This is a genomic window from Acinetobacter sp. P1(2023), assembly GCF_028367635.1.
GTDB lineage: Bacteria > Pseudomonadota > Gammaproteobacteria > Pseudomonadales > Moraxellaceae > Acinetobacter > Acinetobacter pittii_E.
In genome coordinates this window covers 376,898-402,069 of sequence record NZ_JAQNDD010000003.1, presented here as the reverse complement: position 1 = coordinate 402,069, position 25,172 = coordinate 376,898, and the positions used below count along the sequence as shown (strand labels likewise).

The window sequence follows — 25,172 nt, the reverse complement described above, 5'->3', positions numbered from 1 at the left end:
TAACCTTTTTAATTATATTGTGGGTATAAAACTATTTTTTTGTGTTGATAAACCAGTTGCAATCACAGCTTGATCATAAATTCGGGCTTCAGCCAATGCAAATGGATTGAAGCTTTCATGAGTCAGCAGTTCAGCAATATGTCCTACTACATTCATATGACACACCACTACAATTGACTCATAAGGAACCTGAGATAACCACTCAATTGCTTCTTTCGCATTATCGTCTGGTTTAATTTTATCGCATAACAGCACAGGCACATCTTTAAAATACGCTTGAATATGTGCCAATGTTTCTTGAGCACGTAGTAAAGGACTAACTACAAAAATGTCAGGCTTAACAATATCTTTTAAAAATGTTGCTGTTTGTTCAGCTTGAGCGTGTCCACGAGCAGTAAGAGGGCGTTTAGTGTCGTTACCATTCACAGGTGGAGCGGCTTCCCCATGGCGAACCAATGTCAGTTGCATAAATTTTCCTTGTTAATAATTCTTGCATTATAACCACAATTTATGACATTTCTTCTTCAGACTTCGTGATGAGGTAAAACAAATTCTACATCACTACGATGTCCGTTTTTCATAAGAGATAATGCAATATTTAAAGGAGGCGCCCCTTCAAAAATAACTTCATATAGAGCGTTGGTAATAGGCATATAAACATCTAGTTCTTCTGCTTTACCACGCACCTGAACGATCGTATTGATGCCTTCTGCTGTCTGACCCAACTCTTTACTGGCTTGATCAAGTGTTTTACCCGAACCTAAAGCATAGCCAATCTGATAATTACGGCTTAAAGGACTATTACAAGTCGCGAATAAATCCCCCACACCAGACAACCCCAAGAATGTAAGTGGGTTTGCACCTTGTTTTACTGCAAAACGACTCATCTCGGCCAGAGCACGGGTTAAAATCATACTCTTGGTGTTTTCACCAATCTTATAAGCGGCACCAATTCCCATTGCAACCGCATAAATATTTTTAAGCGCACCACCTAATTCCACACCGTGCACATCATCACTACCAAAAACACGGAATAGAGCACTATGCAGAGCATGTTGCACAGCATAACGAACTAATTCCGAATCACTAGCAATAACGGTACCCGACGGCATACCTGCCATAATTTCTTTTGCAAGGTTTGGACCTGATAGCACACCATAAGGCACTTCTGGCAATTCTTCACGAATAATATCGCTCATGAAGCTGAAAGTTTTAGCTTCAATACCCTTGGTTAAAGAAACAACCGCTTGTGCAGTAATATATGGAGCAATTTGTTTTAAGACATCACGGAATGAGTGACTTGGAATTGCGACCAAAATAATATCTCGGTCACACACGGCTTGCTCAAGATCAGACACGGCACGTAATGATGACTCTAAAGTAAAATCCGGCAAATAACGTTTATTAATGTGGGTTTTATTAATTTCCTCAGCTGTTTCGGCATCACGAATCCAGATCATGGTATCGCAACCGTTACGTGCAGCTAAATTTGCCATAGCCGTTCCGAAGCTCCCTCCCCCTAGAACGGTAATACGTAAAGCGGTTTTTTTATCAACCGCAACAGGTTCTACCAAATCTGTAAACTTAAATTCAGCCATCTTTTATTATCCTATTTCTTACTTTTACAGACTTTTAAGCCTGCCAAACTTTTACGAATTCTTTACTTTCAATATCTGCACGGGGTGCAATTACTTTAGCTGCCGTACCGACGTAAATAATACCTGAAATTAAATCACGGGCTTGCAGGCCTAAATGCTGTTTTAACCAATTTGATTCGACAACTGCACCACTACGCCACATGGTCGAAAACCCTTGAGCTTGCAAAGATAACAAAAGATTTTGTACTGCGGCCCCTGTACTTAAGATTTGTTCAAAATGCGGTACTTTTGGATGATCTTGTAATTGTGTAAGCGCCAAAATGAGTAGCGGAGCGCGAAAAGGATGTTGTTTAACTCGTTCGAGTTGAGCGGGATCAGTTTCACCCAAATCTGCCAAAGCCTTTGTTAGCACTTCTCCAAAAGCAGCACGTTGTTCGCCCGAAACCACCACAAAACGTGTTGGCTTAAGTCTATGATGATCTGGAGCTGTCAAAGCTGCTTGGAAAGCTAACTCTAATTGCTCTGTATTTGGAGCTGGCTCAACTAATTGGCCAATAGACTGACGCTGATGAATATTTTGGTGAATTATTTGTATTGCTGAATCCGTCATTAATATTGATCTAACTCAAAAAATTCAAAATAGATTAGCATAATCTACCGTTAATCCACCATTGAATCTAGTTTATAAAATTAGCGAACTCACACTTTGACATTTTTTAATACAAAACATCAAAACTCATACAACGTATTCAAAATCAATTAGAAAACCTGTGTTCAAATGGCAATATCTTTTAGCGATTAACTTTAGGTGAATTATGAAAAAAATAATTTTAGCGAGCGCAATGAGCGGTGTTGTTTTATTACTTGGTGCTTGTGCAACTACTCCTAAAAACACTCTAGCAGTTCAGAAAGAAAATAATCAGTTTGAAGTTACAGGTATTGGCAAAACCAATTTAATTGCAAAAAACAATGCAATTACAGCAGCTCAAAAAACTTGCTCAAAAAGCACTTCACCAGTCGTTGTGGATGAAAAAACAACCTACAATGGTGTATTAAAAGATGTTGTAAGTGAAAAAACTGGCCAAATGGTTGAAGCTGCGGCAGGTGTTATTGGTACATTGACTGGTAAAAATGCATCTTTAGCAAAAGATGATGACTATCAAACAACACTTACTTTCTATTGTAAAATTAATTAATTAAAAAAATCCCAATCAAATGATTGGGATTTTTTTATTAGCAGTAACCATCTAATCTGGTCAGTGGTAATTTCTTACCAATTGCTTTTTCAATTTCGGGTAAATAAAAGGCATCATCTTCTGAAAGAAAACTAATACTTACACCTTGTGACCCAGCGCGACCTGTACGACCAATACGGTGTACATAATCATCAGACTGCTCAGGCAAAGTAAAGTTAATGACATGTGATACGCCATCTACATGAATACCACGACCAGCAACATCCGTCGCAATCATAATATTATGTTTACCTTGCTTAAATTGCTCTAGCATTTTTAAACGTTTATCTTGAGCAATCTCACCTGAAAGCATACCGACTCTATATCCATCTTTCTTTAAATGATCATAAAGACGGCGCACCTGATCACGTCGATTAGCAAAAATCATGACTTTATCGATCGGCTCTTCACGCAAGATATCTTGTAATAAACGATATTTATCTTGTTTAGCCACGACATACACTCGTTGCTCTACATCGTTATTCGTTTTTTGCTCAGGCTCAATTTCAACAGTGATCGGTTCAAACAACCATTGTCTCGCCAAATTCAAAACATCATAACTAAACGTCGCAGAGAACATCAGCGTTTGACGTTGTTCCTTACGCGGAGAGTAACGGACAATACGTTTTACAGAAGGAATAAAACCCATATCCAGTAAACGGTCAGCTTCATCAATCACTAAAAATTCAATTTGATCGAGCCAAACTTCTTTTTGTTCTACAAAATCAATTAGACGCCCAGGTGTAGCGACCATGATATCGACAAAATTAGCATCTAGCTGTTTCTTTTGCTTATCAAAATCTACACCACCTAATAATGTTACAAGGTGCAAATCTGAGAATTTTGTGAGTAGCTTTGCATCACTTTCAATTTGCAACGCCAATTCACGAGTGGGTGCCAAAATTAAGGCACGTGGCTCACCACGGAAACGCTGCTCTTGAACCGGATTATTGAGTAAATCATTAATTACACTAATCAGAAAGGCAGCTGTTTTACCAGTTCCTGTCTGTGCTCGCCCAATTGCATCATGCCCGGCTAATGTATATTTTAAAACCTTTTGCTGAATTGGGGTCATTTGAGTAAACCCTAAAGCATCAATCGCCTTTTTAAGTTGCGGATGTAAATTCAAGGTTTCAAAACCAGATGTCATAAATACGTGCTCTAACAAACAATCTCTCGAATGAGAAGATCATTATAAACAAAAACGCCCCAATTCAAAAATTGGAGCGTCCATCATTCATCAAAAAGATGAATTAGTCTTAGTCTAAAGGCTGAACGTTTTCAGCTTGAAAACCTTTTTGGCCTTGAACTACGCTAAATTCTACACGTTGGCCGTCACGTAAAGAACGGTGACCGTCACCTACGATCGCACGGAAATGAACGAATACATCGTCACCGCCGTTACGTTGAATAAAACCAAAGCCTTTAGTGTCATTAAACCACTTTACTACGCCTTGTTCACGAGCTGTCATAAGTCAATCCTCAGATGTTGAAAAAAGGACCTTCCGGTGTTGCAAACAGCAGAGCAAACAAGGTTTTAAAATATTTATAATCTTAAAGCTTGTAATCATTCTGTAAAACTATCAACAATTTCCGGTTACATCCATTTGTTATAGGGTTATTAAATCAATTTGATTGTGTGGTAAATCCTAAAACGGTTCGAGCTTAACACGGGTTTATGACAATTAATAGAATTTTTTTCAATTATTTCCCCTATTTTTAGTTCTTTTTTTAAACAGCTTATTACAATATTTTTTATAGAAATTGCCACTATCTTGTTCCATAAAATATGCTGTATTTACTAAAAATTTGTTAGAATATTTTTTTTAGTTGTTTTGATGATGAATGAGCAATACTTCTTCTAATACAGCACCCATTGAAATTAATGCCCTTGGGCAGCCCTGCCCAATGCCATTGTTAATGCTAAAGCGTGAACTTAAAAAAGCGTCAGGCAAACAACAATTTTTATTAAAATCGTCAGATCCTCATAGCGAAATTGATGTAACTCGTTACTGTGGTTTGCATCATTTTATGTGTCAAACTACACACGTATCAGAGAGAGAATTTCACTATTTAATTGAAACTCAATAATTCTTTGCTAAACTAAAAGATTAGAAATTGCATAAAATTTTACATTTCTCTACCCAATTTTCCTTAATTATGAAGCTGATTCAAATTAAGATGAATTTATTGGTTATCCCATTCGATCCTATAAGGAGAACTCATGAGTGACAGCAGCAATCAATTGATGCCCCTGTCATTGTCTGCGCCCGGTGTAAACCTTGGTGCATATATCAGTACTGTCAATCAGATTCCTATTTTAACGGCCGAGCAAGAAAAAGAACTTGCTGAGCGTTATTATTATGACCAAGATCTTGATGCCGCAAAAATGCTGGTAATGTCGCATTTACGCTTTGTCGTTCATATTGCGCGCAGCTATGCAGGTTATGGCCTACCACAAGGCGACCTTATTCAAGAAGGTAATTTAGGCTTAATGAAAGCCGTGAAACGTTTCGACCCAAATATGGGTGTACGTTTAGTATCTTTTGCCGTCCATTGGATTAAGGCAGAAATTCATGAATACGTTATTCGCAACTGGCGTATTGTCAAAATTGCAACGACAAAAGCTCAGCGTAAATTATTTTTCAATTTACGTAGTCTAAAAAAATCGAGTAAAAAACTTACGCTCGAAGAAGCTCAATCGATTGCCAATGACTTAAATGTAACACCAGAGCAAGTTTTGGAAATGGAAGGTCGTTTAACTGCCTATGATGCTGCTTTTGAGGCGCAAGGCGATGACGATGACGACACCCCACATACTGCTCCTGCGTTGTATCTTGAAGATAACCGCTATGACCCGGCTCGTTTAGTCGAAAACGAAGACTGGGAAGAGCAAAGTACTTCAGCCTTGCATGATGCAATGGACCAGTTAGATGACCGTTCACGTAATATTTTGCAACGCCGCTGGTTAGATGATGACAAATCTACTCTTCATGAGTTAGCGGCTGAATATAATGTTTCTGCAGAGCGTATCCGTCAGCTTGAAAAGAATGCGATGGAAAAGATTAAAACTGCCATGTCAGCAAGCTAAAATAAATGAAAAAATAAAAGGGCGATTCGCCCTTTTGTTTTATCTGGCTATGTTTAGCCAACCCAATCTATGTTAACGTTGCTTTTCATTATTCAATTGCGTTTTTTGTTATGTGGATTGCCATTTCAGCCCTTAATCTTGCCTTTGCAGTCATGTTGGGTGCTTTTGGAGCACATGGTCTTAAAGCTCATGCGGGTCCCGAGCAACTTGCTTGGTGGCATACTGCAACCGACTACTTTTTTTATCATGCACTAGGTCTATTGGCGCTTGGTATTTTAAGTAAGGTTCTTCCTCATTTCCCAATCAAGTTATCTTTTCTACTTATCCAGATTGGTATTCTATTTTTTTGTGGTTCGCTTTACATCATGGCGCTAGGTTTACCACGAATATTAGGTGCAATTACACCAATCGGTGGAGCCTTAATGATTGCTGGATGGCTGGTCTTGGCTTGGAATGCTTTCAAATACGCAAAATAATCGGAATGTGATCATGCAAATTTATTTAAATGGCGAATTAACGGACACGCCTTGTCAAAACCTGTTGCAACTCATTCAGGAACTGGCACTTGAAGGAAAACGCTTTGCTGTAGAACACAATCAGCAAATCGTTTCTAAAAGCAAATTAGAGCAAATTTCTATTGCTCAACATGACCGTATCGAAATTATTCACGCTGTTGGCGGCGGCTAAGTCGGAGTTATCCATGCAAGACACCCCTCTCATTATTGGTTCACGTTCTTTTCAATCTCGTTTATTGGTCGGAACTGGCAAATATAAAGACTTAAATGAAACGGATTTAGCTATTCAAGCCAGTGGTGCAGAAATCGTAACCGTCGCAATCCGCCGTGTGAATATTGGACAAAATCCGGATCAACCAAACTTACTCTCAGTTATTCCGCCAGAAAAATATACAATCTTGCCAAATACCGCAGGTTGTTTTGATGCTGACAGCGCGGTACGGACTTGTATGTTAGCCCGTGAACTTCTAGATGGTCATAACCTAGTAAAACTTGAAGTTTTGGGCGATGAGAAAACCTTATATCCAAATGTGACCGAAACTTTAAAGGCAGCGCGTACTTTAATTGATGACGGTTTTGAGATTATGGTTTATACCTCGGATGACCCTATCATTGCGCAAGAACTCGAAAGTATGGGTTGTGTTGCGATTATGCCTTTAGGAAGTCTGATTGGCTCAGGTTTGGGCATTTTAAATCCACATACCATTTCAATTATTAAAGAAAATGCAAAAGTGCCAGTTTTGGTAGATGCAGGGGTTGGTACAGCAAGTGACGCTGCTATTGCAATGGAACTCGGTTGTGACGGCGTGCTGATGAATACAGCGATTGCAGCTGCTCAAAATCCTATTTTGATGGCTTCTGCAATGAAAAAAGCTGTTGAAGCAGGACGTGAAGCATTTTTAGCTGGTCGTATGTCACGTAAGCGCATGGCAAATGCAAGCTCGCCAGAAACAGGTTATTTCTTTAAATAATTTATTTCTTGCAATAACACAGCCTTTAATTGTCGTTATAACGCCCATGCGACTTATATAGGCATTTTACTTTTCAAAGATGAAAAGTAACAAAAATCTTTTGTTTCGCTGATATTACATCCATGTAATACAGCGAAACGGTGGCATCCATACCACCTCACGATAGTTATCGCTTACGAGAGTTCACGTTGAGTAAGACTAAGCCTGTTGCTCATCACGTTTAAATACCAACTCTTTTGCTGATGAATTCTCAGCATCAAAGTAGTAACCTTCGGTATTAAATGCTTTGATGTCATCAGCTTTATTTAATTGGTTTTCAATAATAAAACGAGCCATTAAACCGCGTGCTTTTTTCGCATAGAAACTAATGACTTTATATTTGCCATTTTTCTGGTCAAGGAAAACAGGTTTCACAATTCCGGCCTTAATTTTTTTCTCATTAACCGATTTGTAATATTCATCTGAAGCTAGATTTACCAACAATTCAGATTTAATTGCGGCCAAATCTTCATTAATCTGATTGGTGATAATGTCACCCCAGAATTCATACAAATTGTGACCGCGAGTATTTTTTAATTTAGTACCCATCTCAAGACGATACGGCATCATTAAATCCAAAGGACGCAACAAACCATACAAGCCCGATAACATACGTAAATGGTGCTGTGCAAAATCAATATCTTTGTCTTTTAAGTGATAAGCATCTAATCCAGTATAAACATCACCCTTAAATGCATAAATCGCCTGACGAGCATTTGAAAAATTAAATTCGGAGTCCCAATCTCTGAATCGGTCTGCATTTAGTGTGGCAATTTTTTCACTGACACTCATTAAATTGGCAATTTCCGAAGCAGAAAGCTTACGGCAAACATCAATTAATTGTGCTGAATGTTCTAACAAGCGAGGCTGAGTAAACTCATCTGTAGGTAACGCTGTTTCATAATCTAAAGTTTTTGCAGGAGAAATTAAAGCAAGCATAGACAACCTGAAAAAATTATTATTAATGCCAACTATAACAGTAGATATTTTTTAATGCTAACTCGTGTTTTCAATGACGACTATCGGTAAAATAGGAATACGTATTGTTATTTATCGATTCTTATATGTCTGAGCAAATTTTCATTCAGGGTCCAGTAGGTAAAATTGAACTTTTTGTAGACCGCCCTGAAGGTGAAATCAAAGGCTTTGCGGTTGTTTGCCATCCGCACCCATTGCAAGGTGGAACTCCTCAACATAAAGTCCCTGCTCTTTTAACCCAAATCTTTAATGAATATGGCTGTATTGTATATCGTCCGAGTTTCCGTGGTTTAGGCGGTAGCGAAGGTATTCATGATGAAGGTCATGGTGAAACCGAAGATATCTTAGCTGTCATTGAACATGTCCGTAAGCTTCATGAAGGCTTGCCGTTTTATGCAGGTGGTTTTAGCTTTGGCTCACATGTTTTAGCAAAATGCTTTGCACAACTTGAACCTGAATTACGACCTGTACAGTTAATTTTATGTGGTTTACCAACAGCTACTGTAGTAGGTTTACGTCACTATAAAACTCCTGAAATTCAAGGTGATATTCTACTCATTCATGGTGAGCAAGATGACATTACCTTGCTTTCAGATGCGATTGAATGGGCAAAACCGCAGAAGCACCCAATTACGATTTTACCAGGCGCTAATCACTTCTTTACAGGCTATTTAAAACAGCTTCGTCAAATCATTACACGCTTTATTATCATGAAATAAAGTGTATTTGATGGACATAGATTGAGTCTATGTCCATCATTTCATAAGCACTGTAACTGCTAAAAATTATTCCAACTTAATCCAAAACGGGCTAAATATTTTTTCACTCGGTCGCTATCGTTCGTTGTATTACGTTGTTGACGAGATACTGAAAAGAGTTGTCTTCCCGCCTCTGCCATTGATTTTGAATTTTCACAGACTTTGAGCACACCTCGTAATTGAATCTGATCAAATTCATCTATTTGTTCTAGCTGTTCAGGACTCAAATAGTTCAAAAGAATATCTTCATCTTTATCATTGTAAGATTCATCCTGAGTAAGCCAAAGTTGCTTTAGGCGTTGAATTTCTTTTTCTACAGCTTCACGACGAATTAACTCACCGTGAGATAAAGTTGCCAAACGAGTTACGCTCGCTGCTAAGTCTCTAAAATTTCCTTGCCATGATGCATCTACTGATTTAGCAAACTTTAAATATGTTTCTAAAGCATCACGTTGAAAACGTAATTGTCTTTGATGAATTGCAGCAAAACGCTGTAACTCAAAATCAATATTGGGTGCAATATCTTCTACACGATCTTTTAAATTGGGTAAAAAGAACGTCCACGTATTCAAACGAGCCCATAAATCTTCACGAAAACGGCCAGCTTGAACCTCATTACGCAAATCACGGTTAGTACCAGCTATTAGCTGAAAATCGGCCTGAATTTCCTTATCACTCCCAACAGGAAAAAAACTTTTATCCTCTAGCGCTTTTAGCAACATTGCTTGTTCATCAAGCCCCAACTCACCGATTTCATCTAAAAATAAAATGCCTTGGTCAGCACTTTTTAATAAACCAGCACGAGATGCAGCTGCTCCTGTAAATGCACCTTTTATGTGACCAAATAAAGTCGACATGGCACTATCACCACGTAAGGTTGCACAGTTAACATCGATAAAACGACCGCTTAATTGAAATTTATCTTTCTTTAATTGAAAAATCTGTTTTGCCAAATGAGACTTACCAACACCTGTTGCCCCCATAATTAAAATAGGCGCACTAGAGCGAGTTGCAACCAACTCAACCTCCTCAATAAGCTGATTAAACGCTTTATTATGAGTAGATATATTTTTTTTAAGTTGTTGCCAATTTTGCTTTTGTTCATCATCGAATCGCTGTTTTAAAACAGCGTATCGAGATAAGTCCAGATCAATAATTCTATATTCACCTTCTGATGTCTTGTGTTGATTAGGTGAACTTTGAATGAGTTGGGCTGGTAAATAATGTGCATCTACCAATAAGTACCAACAAATTTGAGCAACATGCGTTCCTGTCGTGATATGCAGTAAATAGTTATTTTTTTCGACATCAAACGGATAGGTTTTTACAAAGTCATAGAGTGCACCATAAACTTCAGCAAAATCCCAAGGATCTTTAATACTTACCTTATATCCAGAAACCTCAGTTTGGGGAGAGATCTCTTTAGCATCTGCTGCTATAGATTTAACTAAATTATGATGTTGTCGATCATGTAAAAGTACCAATTCATCTACAAGCAAATCTTCATGCATTAACAAGCTAATCGTAGGACGCCAACGTTGCCATCGATCTGGCTTTCTCCCCTGATCAAGTGTAGAACCGACAAAGCCAATAACGACTGTTTTCTTTGCATCCGCCATAATTTCTATAAAATTTTATAAGTGTCTATAATATACAATACGCATTTGACCAAAAAATTCCAAGAATATGCTTCATTTTACTTTTTTAGGCACATCTTCGGGTGTACCTACCCTGACACGTAATGTTTCAGGATTAGCAGTTCGTAACAGCAAAAATAAGGACTGGATTTTAATTGATGCCGGCGAAGGTACACAGCACCGCATTCAACAAGCCAGACTTTCTCTACAAAACTTAGTTGCCATTTGTATTACACACGTTCACGGCGACCATTGTTATGGTTTAGTTGGTTTATTGGCAAGTGCAGGCATGAATGCCCGCAGCAAACCATTAATCGTAATTGCACCGAAAGAAATTCAGCAATGGTTTGAAATCACTGCCCAGCTTACTGACTTACACTTACCTTACTCACTGCAATTTATTGATGTAAATGAAGCAATGCAGCCACAACAAATCACTGATGAATTCATTGTTCAAGCACACCGACTAAGCCATCGTGTTCCAAGTTTTGCTTTTAGCATTTACATCAAATCGATTCAGAAGAAGTTAGATACCCAAGCTCTAACTCAGCTTGGCGTACCTCAAGGTGATATGTGGGGCCATTTAAAACGAGGCTACAATGTTGAATTTGAGGGACAAACTTTAAAAGCTCAAGACTTTATCAAAATTCAAAATCAACAAGTTCATGCAATTATAGGGGGTGATAATGATCAACCAGAACTATTAGCTGACGCTTGCAAAGATGCTCAACTCCTTATTCATGAGTCCACATACTTGCAAACGGTTTTAGATAAAGTCGGCAAAGGTCCAATGCATAGCTCAGCAAAAATGGTGGCTGAATTTGCAGAACAGCAATCTTTAAGCAATTTAATTCTGACGCATTTTAGCCCTAGACATCAGGATAAAGCTGGGCAGCAAGCTATTACCGAAGAAGTCCGCCAGTTTTATAAAGGTCATTTTTATTTAGCAAATGATTTTGATGAATTTACTTTAAATGAAGGTGGGCAGCTTTTAAAAGTCAACAAAACCGTAAAACCAATTAATTGAATATATCCAAAAAGATATTTAAATATATTTTTAGATATACTTTTAATATTCAAAACCGCCAACAAAATTCATCCGATATAAAATAAAATTATTTTTATTTATTACTTTCAATAATTTATAATTAAATTAAATGCTTTTTAAAAAAGTTGGCACACTCAGTGCAATAGTACAAAGCACACAACATCATTGGGATCTTGTGAATAACACCTGCCTGCAAACGCTTGGCAGGCAGGCTTTGAAAGGAAAAGAAAATGTCTGTCATTGAAGAAATTAACCAACAAGCTCAGTTTGAAAAAAAGCAGCAACAACGTTCTTATGAAGTTCTGCAAAATGAAAAAAGTATGCCAGTCAAAATGTGGACCAAAGGCGTGCTTGTTGATGACAACTCAAAACAACAATTATTACAAACAGCTCAAATGCCTTTTATTTATAAATGGATGGCTGTTATGCCAGATGTACACTTCGGTTTAGGAGCAACTATTGGTAGCGTGATTCCAACTAAAGGGGCAATTATTCCTGCTGCTGTGGGTGTAGATATTGGTTGCGGAATGATGGCAACCCGTACAAGCTTAACTGCTTCAGATTTACCAGATAACTTACATGCTCTACGTACTGAACTAGAACGATTAATTCCACATGGAATGACTAAGCGCGGACGTGATCGTGGGTCATGGGAAACTCCACCAGAAATGGTAGATCAAGCTTGGACCGATCTAGTTGCAGATTTTGAATATATTTGCGCAAAACACCCACGTTTAAAAAACACCAACAACCGCAAGCACTTGGGGACTTTAGGTACTGGAAACCACTTTGTCGAAATCTGTTTAGATGAGCATGATCATATTTGGATTATGTTGCACTCAGGTTCTCGTGGTGTAGGAAATGCTATCGGAAATCATTTTATTGAACTTGCCCGTAAAGACATGCAGAAGCATTTCATTAACTTGCCAAATAAAGATTTAGCATACTTGGTTGAAGGAACTGAACACTTTGATGATTACTGGTTTGCCGTAGGTTGGGCTCAACGCTTTGCGATGAAGAACCGAGAAATCATGATGCAATCTGCGATTAAAGCCTTGGCTACTATTGTACCAAAGCCTTTTCAGGCACGTTTGGAAGCAGTGAACTGTCACCATAACTATGTGGAAAAGGAAGAACACTACGGTGAAGAAGTAATGGTCACTCGTAAAGGTGCAGTCCGTGCGCGTCTAGGTGAATATGGAATTATTCCAGGTTCAATGGGTGCGAAGTCGTTTATTGTCCGCGGGCTTGGAAATCAGGAATCTTTCTGTTCATGTTCGCATGGTGCAGGCCGTGTTATGAGCCGCACTGAAGCAAAACGACGTTTTACTGTTGAAGATCAAATTGCACAAACTGAAGGTGTGGAATGCCGTAAAGATGCCGCTGTCATTGATGAAATTCCATCGGCTTATAAACCGATTGAAGATGTGATGAAAGCCCAAAGCGATTTGGTTGAAGTAGTGTATACCTTACGACAAGTGGTGTGTGTTAAGGGATGATTTATAAATTTTATAACTTATTAAACAAATCTCAGGAAAAATAAAATGATGAATATATGTATTGAAGCTGTGGACTTAATATTAGATGCTATTTATTCAATTGGTGAGAGAGATGAACTATTATCTCAATTTACTATTCGTGAGCCTAATAGCCCTATTTGGAGTCATGGAATAGGTACAGAAATTTATATTCGGAATCAGCAAGATTATCTAAAAGCATTAGTTTTTATCAAACAGAATGGTGCTTCATATTTAAGGAAACTACCAACTTCTGAAGTAAGAAATAAGGTTACTAACTTTCTAACCGAAAACTTTTGGTTTATTCGAGAGGGTGAGTTCTCTCGTAATCCAAATATTTCTTACAAAATACAAATTCCTGTTGAAGCCAAGTTAAATTTAGCAAATGCTCTACTAAATTCTTCACTTTTCAAAGAAGAGCTTAATACGTTTTTGTATCCATTTAACTCAATCCATCTAGAAAATGACTTGATGTTTGATAATTTTTTTATCATTAATAGTCAAAAACTTAGCCTACAACATATGAATATTGATGTCCGCTATTCAAATGAATTTGATTTTCTATATTACCCTAGTATTAGAAACGAAAATCATAATAGAAAACGAATATCAACTTGGATTGGAATTAAAGCTCCCACGGAAGAAATTTCAAGAAGAACTTTATATTCTGTACTTGGTGCTATTTCTTTATTTGAAGAATCTAAAAAAAGGTACTGTTTCAATAGTAGATGTGAAGATTCAGGTTGTTCATATTTTTCTAATCAAAGCTCTTATACGTATAGACAAACTCAGAACTTAACCCCAAGTCTCTATTTCAAATTAAAAGTTAAAAATGAATTAGCAATCCAATTGGAACATCTATCTGGTCTTTTGAAATCAAATGATAAGACATCACAAAGAAGTATTTCAGCTTTAACTAGTTTTTATAAAAGTTGGTTTGAAAAAGATGCTGAACAATATCGCACCTTTTGTTCTTGTATAGAGGCATTAATTGAAGATACCCGATCTAAAAGTTCTCAGAAATTTAGAGATTTATCCGAATCCTACATAACTAAATTCCCTGAAACCCAATTAAAAGATCTATTAAAAATTCGCGGCAATATTGTACATGGGAAAGCGCCTCATCTATATGATAGTGAAAATTACGATTTCTATGTTGAAAGATATTTATCTGAACCTAGAAGTGATCTTTTAGAAATTGTTGAGAAAGTTCTTAAAAAACATATTTTCCAAATTGAAGGATAAAAAATGAAACTCGCAGAAGCACTTTTACTTCGAAGCGATCAACAAAAAAAGCTTGCTTCGTTAAAACAACGAATTAATGCCAATGTATTGGTACAAGATGGTGATGAACCGAGTGAAGATCCAAATGAACTGATCAAACAGATATTTGCTTTAACTCAGGAAAGCAATCAATTGATTTGTCGTATTCATTTGACCAATGCACAAGCAAAACTAGAAGATGGCAAAGTATTGTTGCCTCTATTAAGTTTGCGCGATAGTTATGCTGAACAGCATAAGATTTTAATCGATGCGATTGCCAATACACATCGAGAACCTGATCGTTATAGCTCACGTGAAATTAAGTGGAAGAAAGTCATTCCTGTTTCTAGCTTACAAAAGCAGGCGGATGATATCAGTGCGAAACTCCGTGACTTAAACGTTAAAATTCAGGCTGCTAATTGGCAAATTGATCTAATCGATTAAACAATAGATTTTGTGAAATCATTTTCACAATCAAAGTTTGGACATACTGGGCGAGTACAAGATCCTGCGTTACTCCGATCTGAGGGATTGAAAATAATTCAGGCGGCTATGGCAGCATGTGAGCCGTGCATCGATATTCACTTATCAGGCTCAGCACTATGCACCTAGTAAACCTTTGTCAAAAGCAAAGTCACACGTTACTTCGCATTACCATGTACTGACAGTATGTTCATTAAATTAAAAAAACAAGGAAAATAGAAGTGAATAAAGTTTTGGCAAATATGCCAAAAGCCATTCAAATTGATGGTTCGCAAGGTGAAGGTGGTGGACAGATTTTAAGGACTGCCCTTGCCCTTTCAATGATTACGGGTCAAGCATTTGAATTAATCAACATTCGTGCAGGCCGTAAAAAACCAGGGCTAATGCGTCAACATTTGGTTTGTGTACAAGCATCTCAACAAATTAGCCAAGCTTATGTAGAGGGTGCTGAATTACATAGCCAGCGTTTATATTTCGTACCTCAGCATGTTCAAAGTGGTAAATATCAATTTCAAATCGGCTCTGCGGGTAGTACAACACTGGTTTTACAAACGCTTCTACCTGTTTTGTTATTACAAAATGAAGCTACCGAACTCACCATTTCAGGGGGCACACATAACCCACTTGCACCAACAGCAGATTTTATTGAACACTGCTTTTTACCTGCTCTAGCGAAAATTGGAATTAACGTCGTTTTTAAACTAAATAAAGCAGGCTTCTTTCCGATAGGTGCAGGTGAAATTCAGGTTACCATTCAGCCATGGCAAGCTCGAAACAGCTTAAATTTATTAGATCGTGGTGCTTTGCAAGGTAATGAAGCTTTTGCAGCTGTATTAAATCTTTCAGAAGAAGCACAGATAGCACAACGTGAATTAACCACATTAAGTAAAAAACTAAACTTAAGCTCTCAGCAGCAATTTCATTTAAATGGAATTAGCCAAGGCAATACAATGTATGTGAAAGTTGTACATCAATATCACACTCAACTGTTTACAGCTTTAGGTGAGATGCGCAAAAGTGCAGAGCAAATAGCTGATTATTTAGCAAAAGATGTAAATCTATATTTATCTTCGCAGGCTGTTATAGATGAGTATTTGGCAGATCAATTGCTTCTACCTTTAGCTTTAGGTCAAGGTGGTGAATTCACCGCACAATGTATTAGCGAACACACTCGTACTCAAGCAGCCATGATTGAAAAATTTATTGATTGTGAAATCGAATTTGTCGAGTTAAAACCAGATCATTTTCATGTAAAAGTAAAAGTTTAAGAAGCTCATAACTGAGCTTCTTATTTATAAAAAAATTACTCTACAGATGCCAAAGCTGTCACCAGTAGCTTCCAGCATTTCTCTACAGTATCTACTTTAACTCGTTCACCTGGCGCATGAGCGCCCTGAATATCTGGTCCAAACGATACCATCTGTAAATCTGGATAGTGTTCAGCAATAATCCCACATTCCAAGCCTGCATGAATCACTTTGAGATTTGGTTCAATATTAAAAGCATGTTGATAGGCTTGCTGTAAGCACTTTAGAGCCGCCGAATCTGGATCTGGTGTCCAACCCGACACTAACGGCGTAAGTGTCGAGCAGATATTAAATTGGCTAAAATGTGCCTGAATTTTTTCTGCAAAATCTTGAGCTTCTTGATTCACCATTGAGCGGACCATTAAGACAGCTTTTCCACCTTCACGGTTTAATTTTACAACCCCAATATTATTTGAAGTCTCAACTACGTCTGGTAGAGCTTGACTCATACTTGCAACGCCATAAGGGCTTATTGCCAAAGCTTGCAACCATTCGTTTTGCTGTTGTTGAGTAATGACTTCAGTTACTTCAGCGCTATTGGGTTGAATAGTTAATTGCAAATTATCATCAATACCCTTTAATTGGTCTTTCCATATCGTTTGATATTCAGCGAGTAATTTTTCTAATTCAGGCAATTGGTTAGATGAAATTGCAATGGTTGCTATAGCTTCGCGAGGTAAAGCATTACGAGCAGTACCACCTGTAAACTCAACAAGGTGTCCACCAAGCTTTGCTAAATACTCATTTAAAAAACGGGCTAAAATAACGTTGGCATTGCCGCGTCCTAAATGAATATCTACACCAGAGTGACCACCTTTAAGACCAGCAACTTGAATATTTACAACCGTCAAATTTTCAGGAATTGGTTCATACGTAAGTGCTTGTTCGACTTCAACATCAATACTGCCTGCACATCCAAGATATAACTCGCCCCACTCTTCTGTATCAATATTAAATAACCATTTTCCTTTTAGCACACCTGCCTGTAAAAGCCGTGCACCACTCATCCCTGCTTCTTCGTCAACTGTTAAAAGAACTTCAATTGGTCCATGAGCAATATCATTTGAGGCTAAAACTGCCAAAGCTAAAGCGACCCCAATGCCATTATCAGCACCTAAAGTAGTGTCTTTGGCAATCAGCCAACCGTCTTCAAGAACTGGGCGAATCGGATCTTTAAAAAAGTCGTGTACTGTGCCAGTGTTAGCCTGCGTGACCATATCTAAATGGCCTTGCAGAATGACTCCAGCTACATGTTCTTTACCCGCAGTCGCATCCTTACGGATAATTAAATTACCGACCTCATCTACATAAGTTTCTAAATTCCGACTTTGTGCCCATTTCTGTAAAAATTCACGAAGTTGCTGCTCATGCTTTGATGGGCGCGGAATAGTGCAAAGCGTTTGAAAATGCTGCCAAACAACTTGAGGAGATAATGTTGCAATATCAACTTGTGTCATGAAAACCACACTCTAATTATGTAAATATCTTAATAATTTCAATATACACAATGCATTAAAGATAGGTAGGGATTTCGGGAAAGATTTTGTATTTTTATCTTTAATCTAAAGAGTACGACTTTTTAAAAAGCCGTACTTCATGAATAAGTCTTAACAGTTTTAGACTTAGTTTTTCCATTCAAATGCTGAAAAACTCTGATCAGCTTTCAGACTATTTTCCACGGCCTGTGCAAGCTGGCGAATAATGCTTTGCGTTTCAATCTTTTCAAACCAGTCTTGTTCTTCATCAGGATTGGCAGAGATTTCACACATCAAATGCCCTTCATGATCTGTTTTTTGGCAAGTAATAGATAAGGGTAAAAGATGATTATCAATACTCACTTCTACTTTTTCATGTTCATGCACAATATGTTGTGCATCAAAGCCATAATGTCCCAATTGTTTAAACAGTAAAGCCGCTACATATTCTTGTGTGATATGGCATTCATTTGGTGGATGATCAAGCACCCCATGTTGTGGGCAACTGGCAATAAATTGTAATTTTTTCATCCTTTGTCCTAACATTTTTATCATTATCTGCGCTTAGCATAAGCAATAAACAAACAGCAGCCAAGCCTTTAGCCCACTGCTGCCGTTGCTATTGTGTTAGCAATTATAAAATGTGTTAGGTAAAAAGTTATTGGCTAACTTCGATTGTTAAGCCTGCACGATTCGCCAACTCAGTGAAAGTTGGGAAGCTTGTAGCAACAGTTTCAGTACCGTGAATTGTAATCGGACCAGAAGTACGAAGACCTGCCATACTAAAACTCATAGCAATACGGTGGTCATGGTGCGATTCGATTTCACCACCAGCAAAAATTGGTGACCAATCGCCAGATTTGCCTTTACCTTCGATAATGATGCCATCTTCAGTTGGCGTACAATCAATGCCCATAATTTTTAAGCCGTCTGCCATAACTTGAATACGGTCAGATTCTTTCACACGAAGCTCTGCTGCACCAGTCAATACCGTTTGGCCTTCGGCACAAGCTGCTGCAATAAATAAAGCTGGGAATTCATCAATTGCTAAAGGCACTTGGTCTTCAGGCATATGAATGCCTTTAAGCGTGCGTGAACCTTTAATATGAATGTCTGCAATAGGCTCACCACCAGCAATACGTTCATTTTCAACAGTGAGGTCGGCACCCATCTGTTTTAAAATTTCAATGACGCCAGTACGTGTAGGGTTAATACCTACAGCTTCCAAAACAACATCGGATCCTTCAGTAATTGCAGCACCCACCATAAAGAAAGCAGCAGATGAAATATCAGATGGAACCTGAATATCAGTACCTACTAACTTACTACCACCAACTAAAGAAATTTTGTTGCCTTCGGTTTTAACATCATAACCAAATGCACGAAGCATACGCTCTGTATGGTCACGAGTTGGCTCTGGCTCAGTTACCGAAGTTTCACCTTCAGCCCACAAACCAGCAAGTAAAATACCCGACTTCACTTGAGCAGAGGCCATTGGCAAGTCGTATTGAATGCCTTTTAATTGCTGACTACCCGTAATGCTGACAGGTGGTGTACCTTTTTCACCTGTTGTTTGAATTTGCGCACCCATTAAACGCAATGGCTTAGCAATACGCTCCATTGGGCGTTTAGAAAGCGATGCATCACCCGTCATCACTGAATCAAACTTTTGCGCAGATAACATGCCTGAAAGCAAACGCATGCTCGTTCCAGAGTTACCCATATACAATGCACTTGCCGGTGCTTTTAAACCATGCATGCCCACGCCATGGATGGTCACTTCACCATTTTTAGGTCCTTCAATGCTTACACCCATATCACGGAAAGCCTGCAAAGTTGCCAAAGCATCTTCACCTTCAAGGAAGCCAGTTACATGGGTAGTGCCTTCGGCAATAGCACCGAACATAATGGAGCGATGTGACACAGATTTGTCACCTGGTACGGTAAATTTACCTTTAAAGGTCTTATTTCCCGGTAAGATACTGAATTGCTGTGTCACCTTATTTTTCTCCATTAAAGGTTTTTTGGCTAACATATGATTGAAATGCTGACGTGCTGCCTGAGCATGGCCGAGTAAACCCATTAATGCATGAGAATCTTCGTTTTCAATCAATTTTCTAAGTACGGTAAGTTGTTTTTCGAAGCCATCAACGGCATTTAATATCGCTGTTTTATTGGCAAAGAAAATGTCATGCCACATTTGAGGATCACTGGCAGCAATACGCGAAAAGTCACGAAAGCCACCTGCTGCATAGCGGAAAATATCAAGATTATCTTCACGGTTTGCAAGTTGCTCGACCAAATTAAATGCCATCAAGTGCGGTAAATGACTGGTATGCGCCAAAACCTCATCATGCTTGGCAACATCCATACAAATGACTTCAGCTTTGGCTGCTGACCAAAGTTGAATCAGTTTCTCAACTGCCCATTCTGCACTTGTTGGTAACGGCGTTAAAATGACTTTATGATTTGCAAATAGATCAACCTTGCCCGCATGAACACCAGTATGTTCACTACCTGCAATAGGGTGTCCCGGTACAAAACCTGCTGGTAAATCTTCACCAAATACAGCTTTCGCTGCTTCAACAACATTGCCTTTTGTACTTCCCACATCGGTTAAGATTGTGGTTTCTGACAAATAAGGCTTAATTTGCTCAAGTATTTTTTGTGTTGCACGCACTGGCAAGGCTAAAACAACTAAATCTGCCCCTTCCACGGCTTCAATAGGATCGGAAAATCCTTCTTGTATTAAGCCAAGTGATTTTGCATCTTCTAAAGTTTTCTGTGAGCGTGTAGATGCCACGATAGTTGTCGCCAACTTTTCGGTAATAATAACGCGAGCTAAACTCGACCCAATGAGTCCTAAACCAATAAATGCAACTTTTTTAAATAGGGGTTGTGACATAACTTCAACTTTGCTTTTGCTCAAAGTTATTTAGACCTTTGAGCAATTTGTTTTTAAGCATAATGACATGCCCATCTTAATGCATGTCATTATTCCAACATGAATAATTAGAGAACAGCAGCAGGATAAGAACCCAAAATACGAAGCTCTTTTACCATTGGACGAATATCATTGATTGCCGCAGCAACATTCTCTTGATCGATATGGCCTTCTAAATCGATAAAGAATACATAGGCCCATTTTTCAGGTAATGCCGGACGTGTCTCAATACTTGTTAAGCTAATATTATGTTTTGCAAATGGCGCTAAAATTTCTAATAAAGCACCTGCGCGGTCATGCGCTGAAATTAATAATGAAGTTTTGTCATTACCACTTTGTGGAATCTTTTCACGACCAATCACTAAGAAACGAGTGGTATTTTCAGGGTTATCTTCAATATTGCTATGTAGGATTTCAAGATTATACATGCCTGCTGCGATATCAGACGCGATCGCTGCTGAATGCCATTCGTTGCGAATACGACGTGCAGCTTCTGCATTTGAGTTTAAAGCAACACGTTCAACACCCGGATAATGCGCATCTAACCATTGACGACATTGAGCCAAAGTTTGCTGGTGCGCATAAATCTGTTTAATACTGTCTTTACGTGTATTTTCAGAGACAAGGAATTGATGATGAATACGTAATTCAACTTCACCAATCACATTTAAATTCGATGTTTTAAAACAATCTAAAGTATGGTTCACAATACCTTCAGATGAGTTTTCAACTGGCACTACGCCGTAATGTGCACTACCCGCTTCTACTTCACGGAACACTTCATCAATTGTTGGTAATGGACGAACAACTGCATCTTTACCAAAGTGTTTAAGTACAGCAGATTGAGTAAAAGTACCTTCTGGCCCTAAAAATGCAATACTTTGCGGTGCTTCTAAAGCGAGACAAGCAGACATAATTTCACGGAACAAACGTGCCATGGTTACATCAGACAAAGGACCTTGATTGCGTTCCATGACTTTACGTAGGACTTGTGCTTCACGTTCAGGACGATAAAACAAAGGATTCTCTTCGGAAGCAAATTTAGCTTTTGCAACAGCTTCAGCAAGGCTTGCGCGGCGATTTAATAATTCTTGAATCTGTTGATCTACACTATCAATATCTTCGCGAATTTGTTCCAAACTAAGAGAAGTCGTTTTGTTTTGATCATCGTTGATCATTAGAATGCAGCCTCAGTAAAATCATCTTTTGAACGAGAGTATAACAATAGTCTGCTTTGATTTGTTAGGCAATATGGCTGTAAAAGCTTTTTTCATTAACCTTTTTGCGCACATTTCTTTGATTACTTTATTTGATAATGATTTTCATTTATCATTTGTGTAATAAATTTTATTATTCCCTATTATGCATAAATCATTTTTCTTTTTATCTTCAAGTTTTTTATTAAGTACTTTAATAAGCTGTTCTGTTTTGGCTCAAACGTCTGTACAAAATCAATCAAAAATCGTTTTTCAAAATAATCAGGCACAATTTCAAATTAAATCTAAACATACAGGTCATTATTATCTTATTCAAATTTATAAACCGCCTGTTGCCCCACCCCAACATGGTTATCCAGTACTTTATATTTTAGATGGGAATGCCACATTTCCAAGTGCTGCCAATATTGCTCAATCGATTGGAGCTGGCTCTACCAAATTAGGCTTAGACCCGCTTATGATCATAGCGGTTGGTTACCCTCAGCAAAAAACCTTTGATGTGCAGAAGCGTGCTTATGATTACACTCCAAAACCTTCTGCTGAATTTCAAGCACAAGGTAAATATAAATATGGTGGTGCCGATCAGTTTATTGCGTTTTTAAATAGCGAACTCAAGCCTGAAATTGCGAAACAATTTCCAATTAATAGCCAACAACAAAGTCTCTATGGGCATTCTTTTGGAGGCCTATTTGTGCTTTATCATTTTTTTCAAAAGCCTGATGCATTTCAACGCTACTTTGCTGCAAGCCCTTCTCTCTGGTTTGATCAAGGCATGTTATTTCAACAGTTAAATCATTGGCAAAGTCAAAAACAAAGTCATTCTCCGATGCTTTTAACCACAGTCGGTACCCATGAACAAGGCGGCCCTCGAACTCAACTTAACAGTAAATTTAATGAAACAGATTTCTTTAAAGCCTTAGAAAAAAAGCGTTCAGATCAATTTACTTATTGGCATTTTTATAACCCAGCTGAACAACACATTACAAATTTGTATGCGAGTTTACCCAAAGCCCTTATGTTTGCTTCATGTCAAAATTTAGAAAGCTGTAAATCTTTATTTGATGAGCAGAAGTAGAAGACAGCTCAATAAAAACCTACTCAATTTTTAAAAGCTGAGCTCGTCTCAATGTATAGATTAGCTATACTACCTAAAGACGTCATAACAACAGTAAAATAGAATGAATAAAATTATTATTTTAAGCCTACTTGGCTTCACCAGTTTCAGTTTAACGGCTTGTGGTGGTTGCCCAATAATTGCAGGATGCAATGGTACAGATCCTTCTCCATATTATATAACGACTGCCAGCAGTCAAGTTCGTGGTATTCCAATTCCACCCAAAACCAAGCTGACCTATCAATCTCAACATTTCAGGCAGAAATTTGAGCAAACGCATGCTTTAAAAGAAAGAAATTTATCAGGTATTTCTTTACCAACAGACACAGCCATCATTTGGGGTGGTATGCCAGTTGACATGTTTATACAGTTTTCTAATCCTGAAATGAAAGGATTTTCGGTCTACCCTGCACAAGGATTTAAAGCAAAATTATCAAATGAGTTTTTACGTTTATGGAAAAGCTGTGAAAGTGATTTAGACATTACTTTAAAGGATCCAAATGACTGGTCATTTAATCCTAAAAATATGAAAATAAGAGGTTGTAGTATCAATATTCAAGAACGTAGCGCATACACCGAAGATTCATTTCATCAAGATGAAGCAGATGAGTTTTTAAGAAAGATGAATCATGCATTACAGCAATTACCAAAACAACAAGACTATCCTGTCATTCAACAGAAGACTAAATAGTTAAAAACAAAACAGCCTGTTCTAAGACAGGCTGTTTTTCTTTGCTTAATTAGGCTTTGCCAATTAATCCACGTGCTACGATTTCTTTCATAATTTCATTTGTACCACCGTAAATACGTTGGATACGGGCATCTACAAAGAAACGTGAAATTGGGTATTCAGTCATATAACCATACCCACCGAAAAGTTGTAGTAAGTTATCAGCGACTTTCATTTGCATATCACTACTGAAACTTTTCAATGCTGCAGCCGTTTCTACATCTAGTTTACCTTCTTGATATAATGCAACATTTCTTTCATAGAAAGCTGCTGTTGCAAGCTCATCAATTTTTGCTTGGGCTAAAACAAAACGAGTATTTTGGAACTGAGAAATAGGTTGACCAAATGCTTGGCGCTCTTTTACATACGCTGTTGCCAAATCAATTGCACCACGAATTGCCCCAATTGCAGTAGATGCAATGGCTGTACGTTCACGAGGTAACTCTTGCATTAAGTAAGCAAAACCTTGCCCAGCTTGACCAAGTAACTGGTTTTTAGGCACTTTTACATTGTCAAAAAATAGCTCAGAAGTATCTTGAGAATGCAGGCCGATTTTGTCGAGATTTGTGCCTTTTTTAAAGCCTTCTAAATGCGTATCTGCTAATAGTAACGATACACCTTTAGCACGCGCTTGAGGATCCGTTTTTACTGCGAGTACAACAAGATCAGCATGTTGTCCATTTGAGATAAATGTTTTTGAGCCATTTAATAAATAGTGATCGTCTTGCAAAATGGCGCTGGTACGCATTGATTGTAAATCCGAACCTGCTCCCGGTTCAGTCATGCCGATTGCACCCACAACCTCACCTGTTACCATTTTCGGCAACCAGTATTGTTTTTGCTCTTCTGTCCCGATATGTAAAATATATGGTGCAGCAATTTCAGAGTGGCAAGAAATCGCTGTTGATAATGCACAAAAACCAGCACGTGCAGATTCTTCAACTAACATTAATGAATAATAGGTTGGCACACCGTAACCACCATATTCTTCTGGGACATCCACACATAAAAAACCATTTTCGCCCAGTTGACTCCAGACAGAACGCGGCATAATTCCTTCACGTTCCCATTGGTCGTAATGAGGCGCAATATGCTCACTCATAAAACGTTTAAAATTATCACGGAATAATTCTAAATCTGCATCGTATGCCAACATAATATTTTCCTTCAGCTTTATTGTTTTATCGAATCTCATTGCTGTGCATGCTAATCATTTTTTCAGCAACTGTCATGGCATAGCCGCTCATTAAAA

The 25,172-nt window shown here is 38.1% G+C and carries 26 protein-coding genes; 14 read left to right on the top strand and 12 right to left on the bottom strand.

Features of this window, described 5'->3' with window-relative positions; genetic code table 11:
• Positions 1–12 precede the first annotated feature (12 nt).
• Genes POD11_RS06960 through POD11_RS06950 form a run of 3 tightly spaced genes read right to left on the bottom strand, consistent with a single transcriptional unit; the run spans position 13 to position 2,208 of the window.
• A complete protein-coding gene (locus POD11_RS06960; protein WP_016140506.1) occupies positions 13–468 on the bottom strand; it encodes a SixA phosphatase family protein in 456 nt (151 codons plus the stop codon).
• Between the two features lie 56 nt (positions 469–524).
• Positions 525–1,598 carry an NAD(P)H-dependent glycerol-3-phosphate dehydrogenase gene (locus POD11_RS06955; protein WP_016140505.1) on the bottom strand — a complete coding sequence of 358 codons (1,074 nt, stop codon included), beginning with the start codon at positions 1,596–1,598 and terminating at the stop codon, positions 525–527.
• A 34-nt stretch (positions 1,599–1,632) separates the two neighbouring features.
• Complete coding sequence (locus tag POD11_RS06950; RefSeq protein WP_125697714.1) at positions 1,633–2,208, bottom strand: nitroreductase family protein; 576 nt, start codon at positions 2,206–2,208, stop codon at positions 1,633–1,635.
• 205 nt (positions 2,209–2,413) lie between these two features.
• Here POD11_RS06950 and POD11_RS06945 point away from each other — a divergent pair, with 205 nt between their 5' ends.
• Positions 2,414–2,794 (top strand): hypothetical protein, encoded by a 381-nt coding sequence (locus POD11_RS06945; RefSeq protein ID WP_016140503.1) that lies wholly within the window; start codon positions 2,414–2,416, stop codon positions 2,792–2,794.
• Positions 2,795–2,831: 37 nt separating this feature from the next.
• On the opposite strand, the gene rhlB is transcribed toward POD11_RS06945, so the two are convergent.
• On the bottom strand, positions 2,832–3,983 hold the full coding sequence (gene rhlB, locus POD11_RS06940) for an ATP-dependent RNA helicase RhlB (RefSeq protein WP_016140502.1): 1,152 nt from the start codon (positions 3,981–3,983) through the stop codon (positions 2,832–2,834).
• Positions 3,984–4,092: 109 nt separating this feature from the next.
• A complete protein-coding gene (locus POD11_RS06935; protein WP_000126912.1) occupies positions 4,093–4,305 on the bottom strand; it encodes a cold-shock protein in 213 nt (70 codons plus the stop codon).
• A gap of 373 nt (positions 4,306–4,678) precedes the next feature.
• On the opposite strand from POD11_RS06935, the gene POD11_RS06925 reads away from it, so the two are divergent.
• The 5 genes from POD11_RS06925 (at position 4,679) to POD11_RS06905 (ending at position 7,410) form a co-directional block, all read left to right on the top strand.
• Positions 4,679–4,924 carry a sulfurtransferase TusA family protein gene (locus POD11_RS06925; RefSeq protein ID WP_016140501.1) on the top strand — a complete coding sequence of 82 codons (246 nt, stop codon included), beginning with the start codon at positions 4,679–4,681 and terminating at the stop codon, positions 4,922–4,924.
• 133 nt (positions 4,925–5,057) lie between these two features.
• Positions 5,058–5,924: an RNA polymerase sigma factor RpoH gene (rpoH, locus tag POD11_RS06920; protein WP_002115267.1), complete on the top strand. Its 867-nt coding sequence runs from the start codon at positions 5,058–5,060 to the stop codon at positions 5,922–5,924.
• A gap of 110 nt (positions 5,925–6,034) precedes the next feature.
• Positions 6,035–6,400, top strand: coding sequence for a DUF423 domain-containing protein (locus POD11_RS06915; RefSeq protein ID WP_016140500.1), 366 nt, complete (start codon positions 6,035–6,037; stop codon positions 6,398–6,400).
• 13 nt (positions 6,401–6,413) lie between these two features.
• Complete coding sequence (gene thiS / locus POD11_RS06910) at positions 6,414–6,611, top strand: sulfur carrier protein ThiS (RefSeq protein ID WP_174748960.1); 198 nt, start codon at positions 6,414–6,416, stop codon at positions 6,609–6,611.
• A 13-nt stretch (positions 6,612–6,624) separates the two neighbouring features.
• Positions 6,625–7,410 (top strand): thiazole synthase, encoded by a 786-nt coding sequence (locus tag POD11_RS06905; protein WP_001154367.1) that lies wholly within the window; start codon positions 6,625–6,627, stop codon positions 7,408–7,410.
• A gap of 198 nt (positions 7,411–7,608) precedes the next feature.
• Here POD11_RS06905 and yaaA read toward each other — a convergent pair whose 3' ends face one another.
• Positions 7,609–8,388: a peroxide stress protein YaaA gene (gene yaaA, locus POD11_RS06900; RefSeq protein ID WP_262456771.1), complete on the bottom strand. Its 780-nt coding sequence runs from the start codon at positions 8,386–8,388 to the stop codon at positions 7,609–7,611.
• A 125-nt stretch (positions 8,389–8,513) separates the two neighbouring features.
• Here yaaA and POD11_RS06895 point away from each other — a divergent pair, with 125 nt between their 5' ends.
• Positions 8,514–9,146: an alpha/beta hydrolase gene (locus POD11_RS06895; protein WP_125697704.1), complete on the top strand. Its 633-nt coding sequence runs from the start codon at positions 8,514–8,516 to the stop codon at positions 9,144–9,146.
• Between the two features lie 59 nt (positions 9,147–9,205).
• On the opposite strand, the gene rtcR is transcribed toward POD11_RS06895, so the two are convergent.
• Complete coding sequence (gene rtcR, locus POD11_RS06890; RefSeq protein WP_262456770.1) at positions 9,206–10,804, bottom strand: RNA repair transcriptional activator RtcR; 1,599 nt, start codon at positions 10,802–10,804, stop codon at positions 9,206–9,208.
• Positions 10,805–10,871: 67 nt separating this feature from the next.
• Here rtcR and POD11_RS06885 point away from each other — a divergent pair, with 67 nt between their 5' ends.
• From POD11_RS06885 to rtcA, 5 genes are all read left to right on the top strand, one after another.
• Positions 10,872–11,849, top strand: a complete 978-nt coding sequence (locus POD11_RS06885) for a ribonuclease Z (RefSeq protein ID WP_262456769.1) — start codon at positions 10,872–10,874, stop codon at positions 11,847–11,849.
• A gap of 251 nt (positions 11,850–12,100) precedes the next feature.
• Positions 12,101–13,369 carry an RtcB family protein gene (locus POD11_RS06880; RefSeq protein WP_262456768.1) on the top strand — a complete coding sequence of 423 codons (1,269 nt, stop codon included), beginning with the start codon at positions 12,101–12,103 and terminating at the stop codon, positions 13,367–13,369.
• A gap of 45 nt (positions 13,370–13,414) precedes the next feature.
• A complete protein-coding gene (locus POD11_RS06875) occupies positions 13,415–14,632 on the top strand; it encodes a hypothetical protein (protein ID WP_262456767.1) in 1,218 nt (405 codons plus the stop codon).
• 3 nt (positions 14,633–14,635) lie between these two features.
• Complete coding sequence (locus POD11_RS06870; protein WP_262456766.1) at positions 14,636–15,094, top strand: DIP1984 family protein; 459 nt, start codon at positions 14,636–14,638, stop codon at positions 15,092–15,094.
• A 260-nt stretch (positions 15,095–15,354) separates the two neighbouring features.
• A complete protein-coding gene (rtcA, locus tag POD11_RS06865; protein ID WP_262456765.1) occupies positions 15,355–16,401 on the top strand; it encodes an RNA 3'-terminal phosphate cyclase in 1,047 nt (348 codons plus the stop codon).
• Between the two features lie 35 nt (positions 16,402–16,436).
• Here rtcA and POD11_RS06860 read toward each other — a convergent pair whose 3' ends face one another.
• The 4 genes from POD11_RS06860 to pheA form a co-directional block, all read right to left on the bottom strand.
• Positions 16,437–17,897, bottom strand: coding sequence for an aminoacyl-histidine dipeptidase (locus POD11_RS06860; protein WP_262456764.1), 1,461 nt, complete (start codon positions 17,895–17,897; stop codon positions 16,437–16,439).
• A 165-nt stretch (positions 17,898–18,062) separates the two neighbouring features.
• The gene (locus POD11_RS06855) at positions 18,063–18,446 is read right to left on the bottom strand and encodes a hypothetical protein (RefSeq protein WP_016140494.1); all 384 of its coding nucleotides are present in this window, start codon (positions 18,444–18,446) and stop codon (positions 18,063–18,065) included.
• Positions 18,447–18,573: 127 nt separating this feature from the next.
• Entirely contained in the window at positions 18,574–20,820 is a 2,247-nt protein-coding gene (locus POD11_RS06850) for a bifunctional prephenate dehydrogenase/3-phosphoshikimate 1-carboxyvinyltransferase (protein ID WP_262456763.1), read from the bottom strand.
• A gap of 107 nt (positions 20,821–20,927) precedes the next feature.
• The gene (gene pheA, locus POD11_RS06845) at positions 20,928–22,037 is read right to left on the bottom strand and encodes a prephenate dehydratase (RefSeq protein WP_002049199.1); all 1,110 of its coding nucleotides are present in this window, start codon (positions 22,035–22,037) and stop codon (positions 20,928–20,930) included.
• A gap of 184 nt (positions 22,038–22,221) precedes the next feature.
• On the opposite strand from pheA, the gene POD11_RS06840 reads away from it, so the two are divergent.
• Both POD11_RS06840 and POD11_RS06835 read left to right on the top strand, forming a co-directional pair.
• Positions 22,222–23,151 carry an alpha/beta hydrolase gene (locus POD11_RS06840; RefSeq protein ID WP_262456762.1) on the top strand — a complete coding sequence of 310 codons (930 nt, stop codon included), beginning with the start codon at positions 22,222–22,224 and terminating at the stop codon, positions 23,149–23,151.
• Between the two features lie 103 nt (positions 23,152–23,254).
• On the top strand, positions 23,255–23,881 hold the full coding sequence (locus POD11_RS06835) for a hypothetical protein (protein WP_262456761.1): 627 nt from the start codon (positions 23,255–23,257) through the stop codon (positions 23,879–23,881).
• A gap of 49 nt (positions 23,882–23,930) precedes the next feature.
• Here the strand turns inward: POD11_RS06835 and POD11_RS06830 are convergent, their stop codons facing one another.
• Positions 23,931–25,076, bottom strand: a complete 1,146-nt coding sequence (locus POD11_RS06830; protein ID WP_239967229.1) for an acyl-CoA dehydrogenase family protein — start codon at positions 25,074–25,076, stop codon at positions 23,931–23,933.
• Positions 25,077–25,172 lie beyond the last annotated feature (96 nt).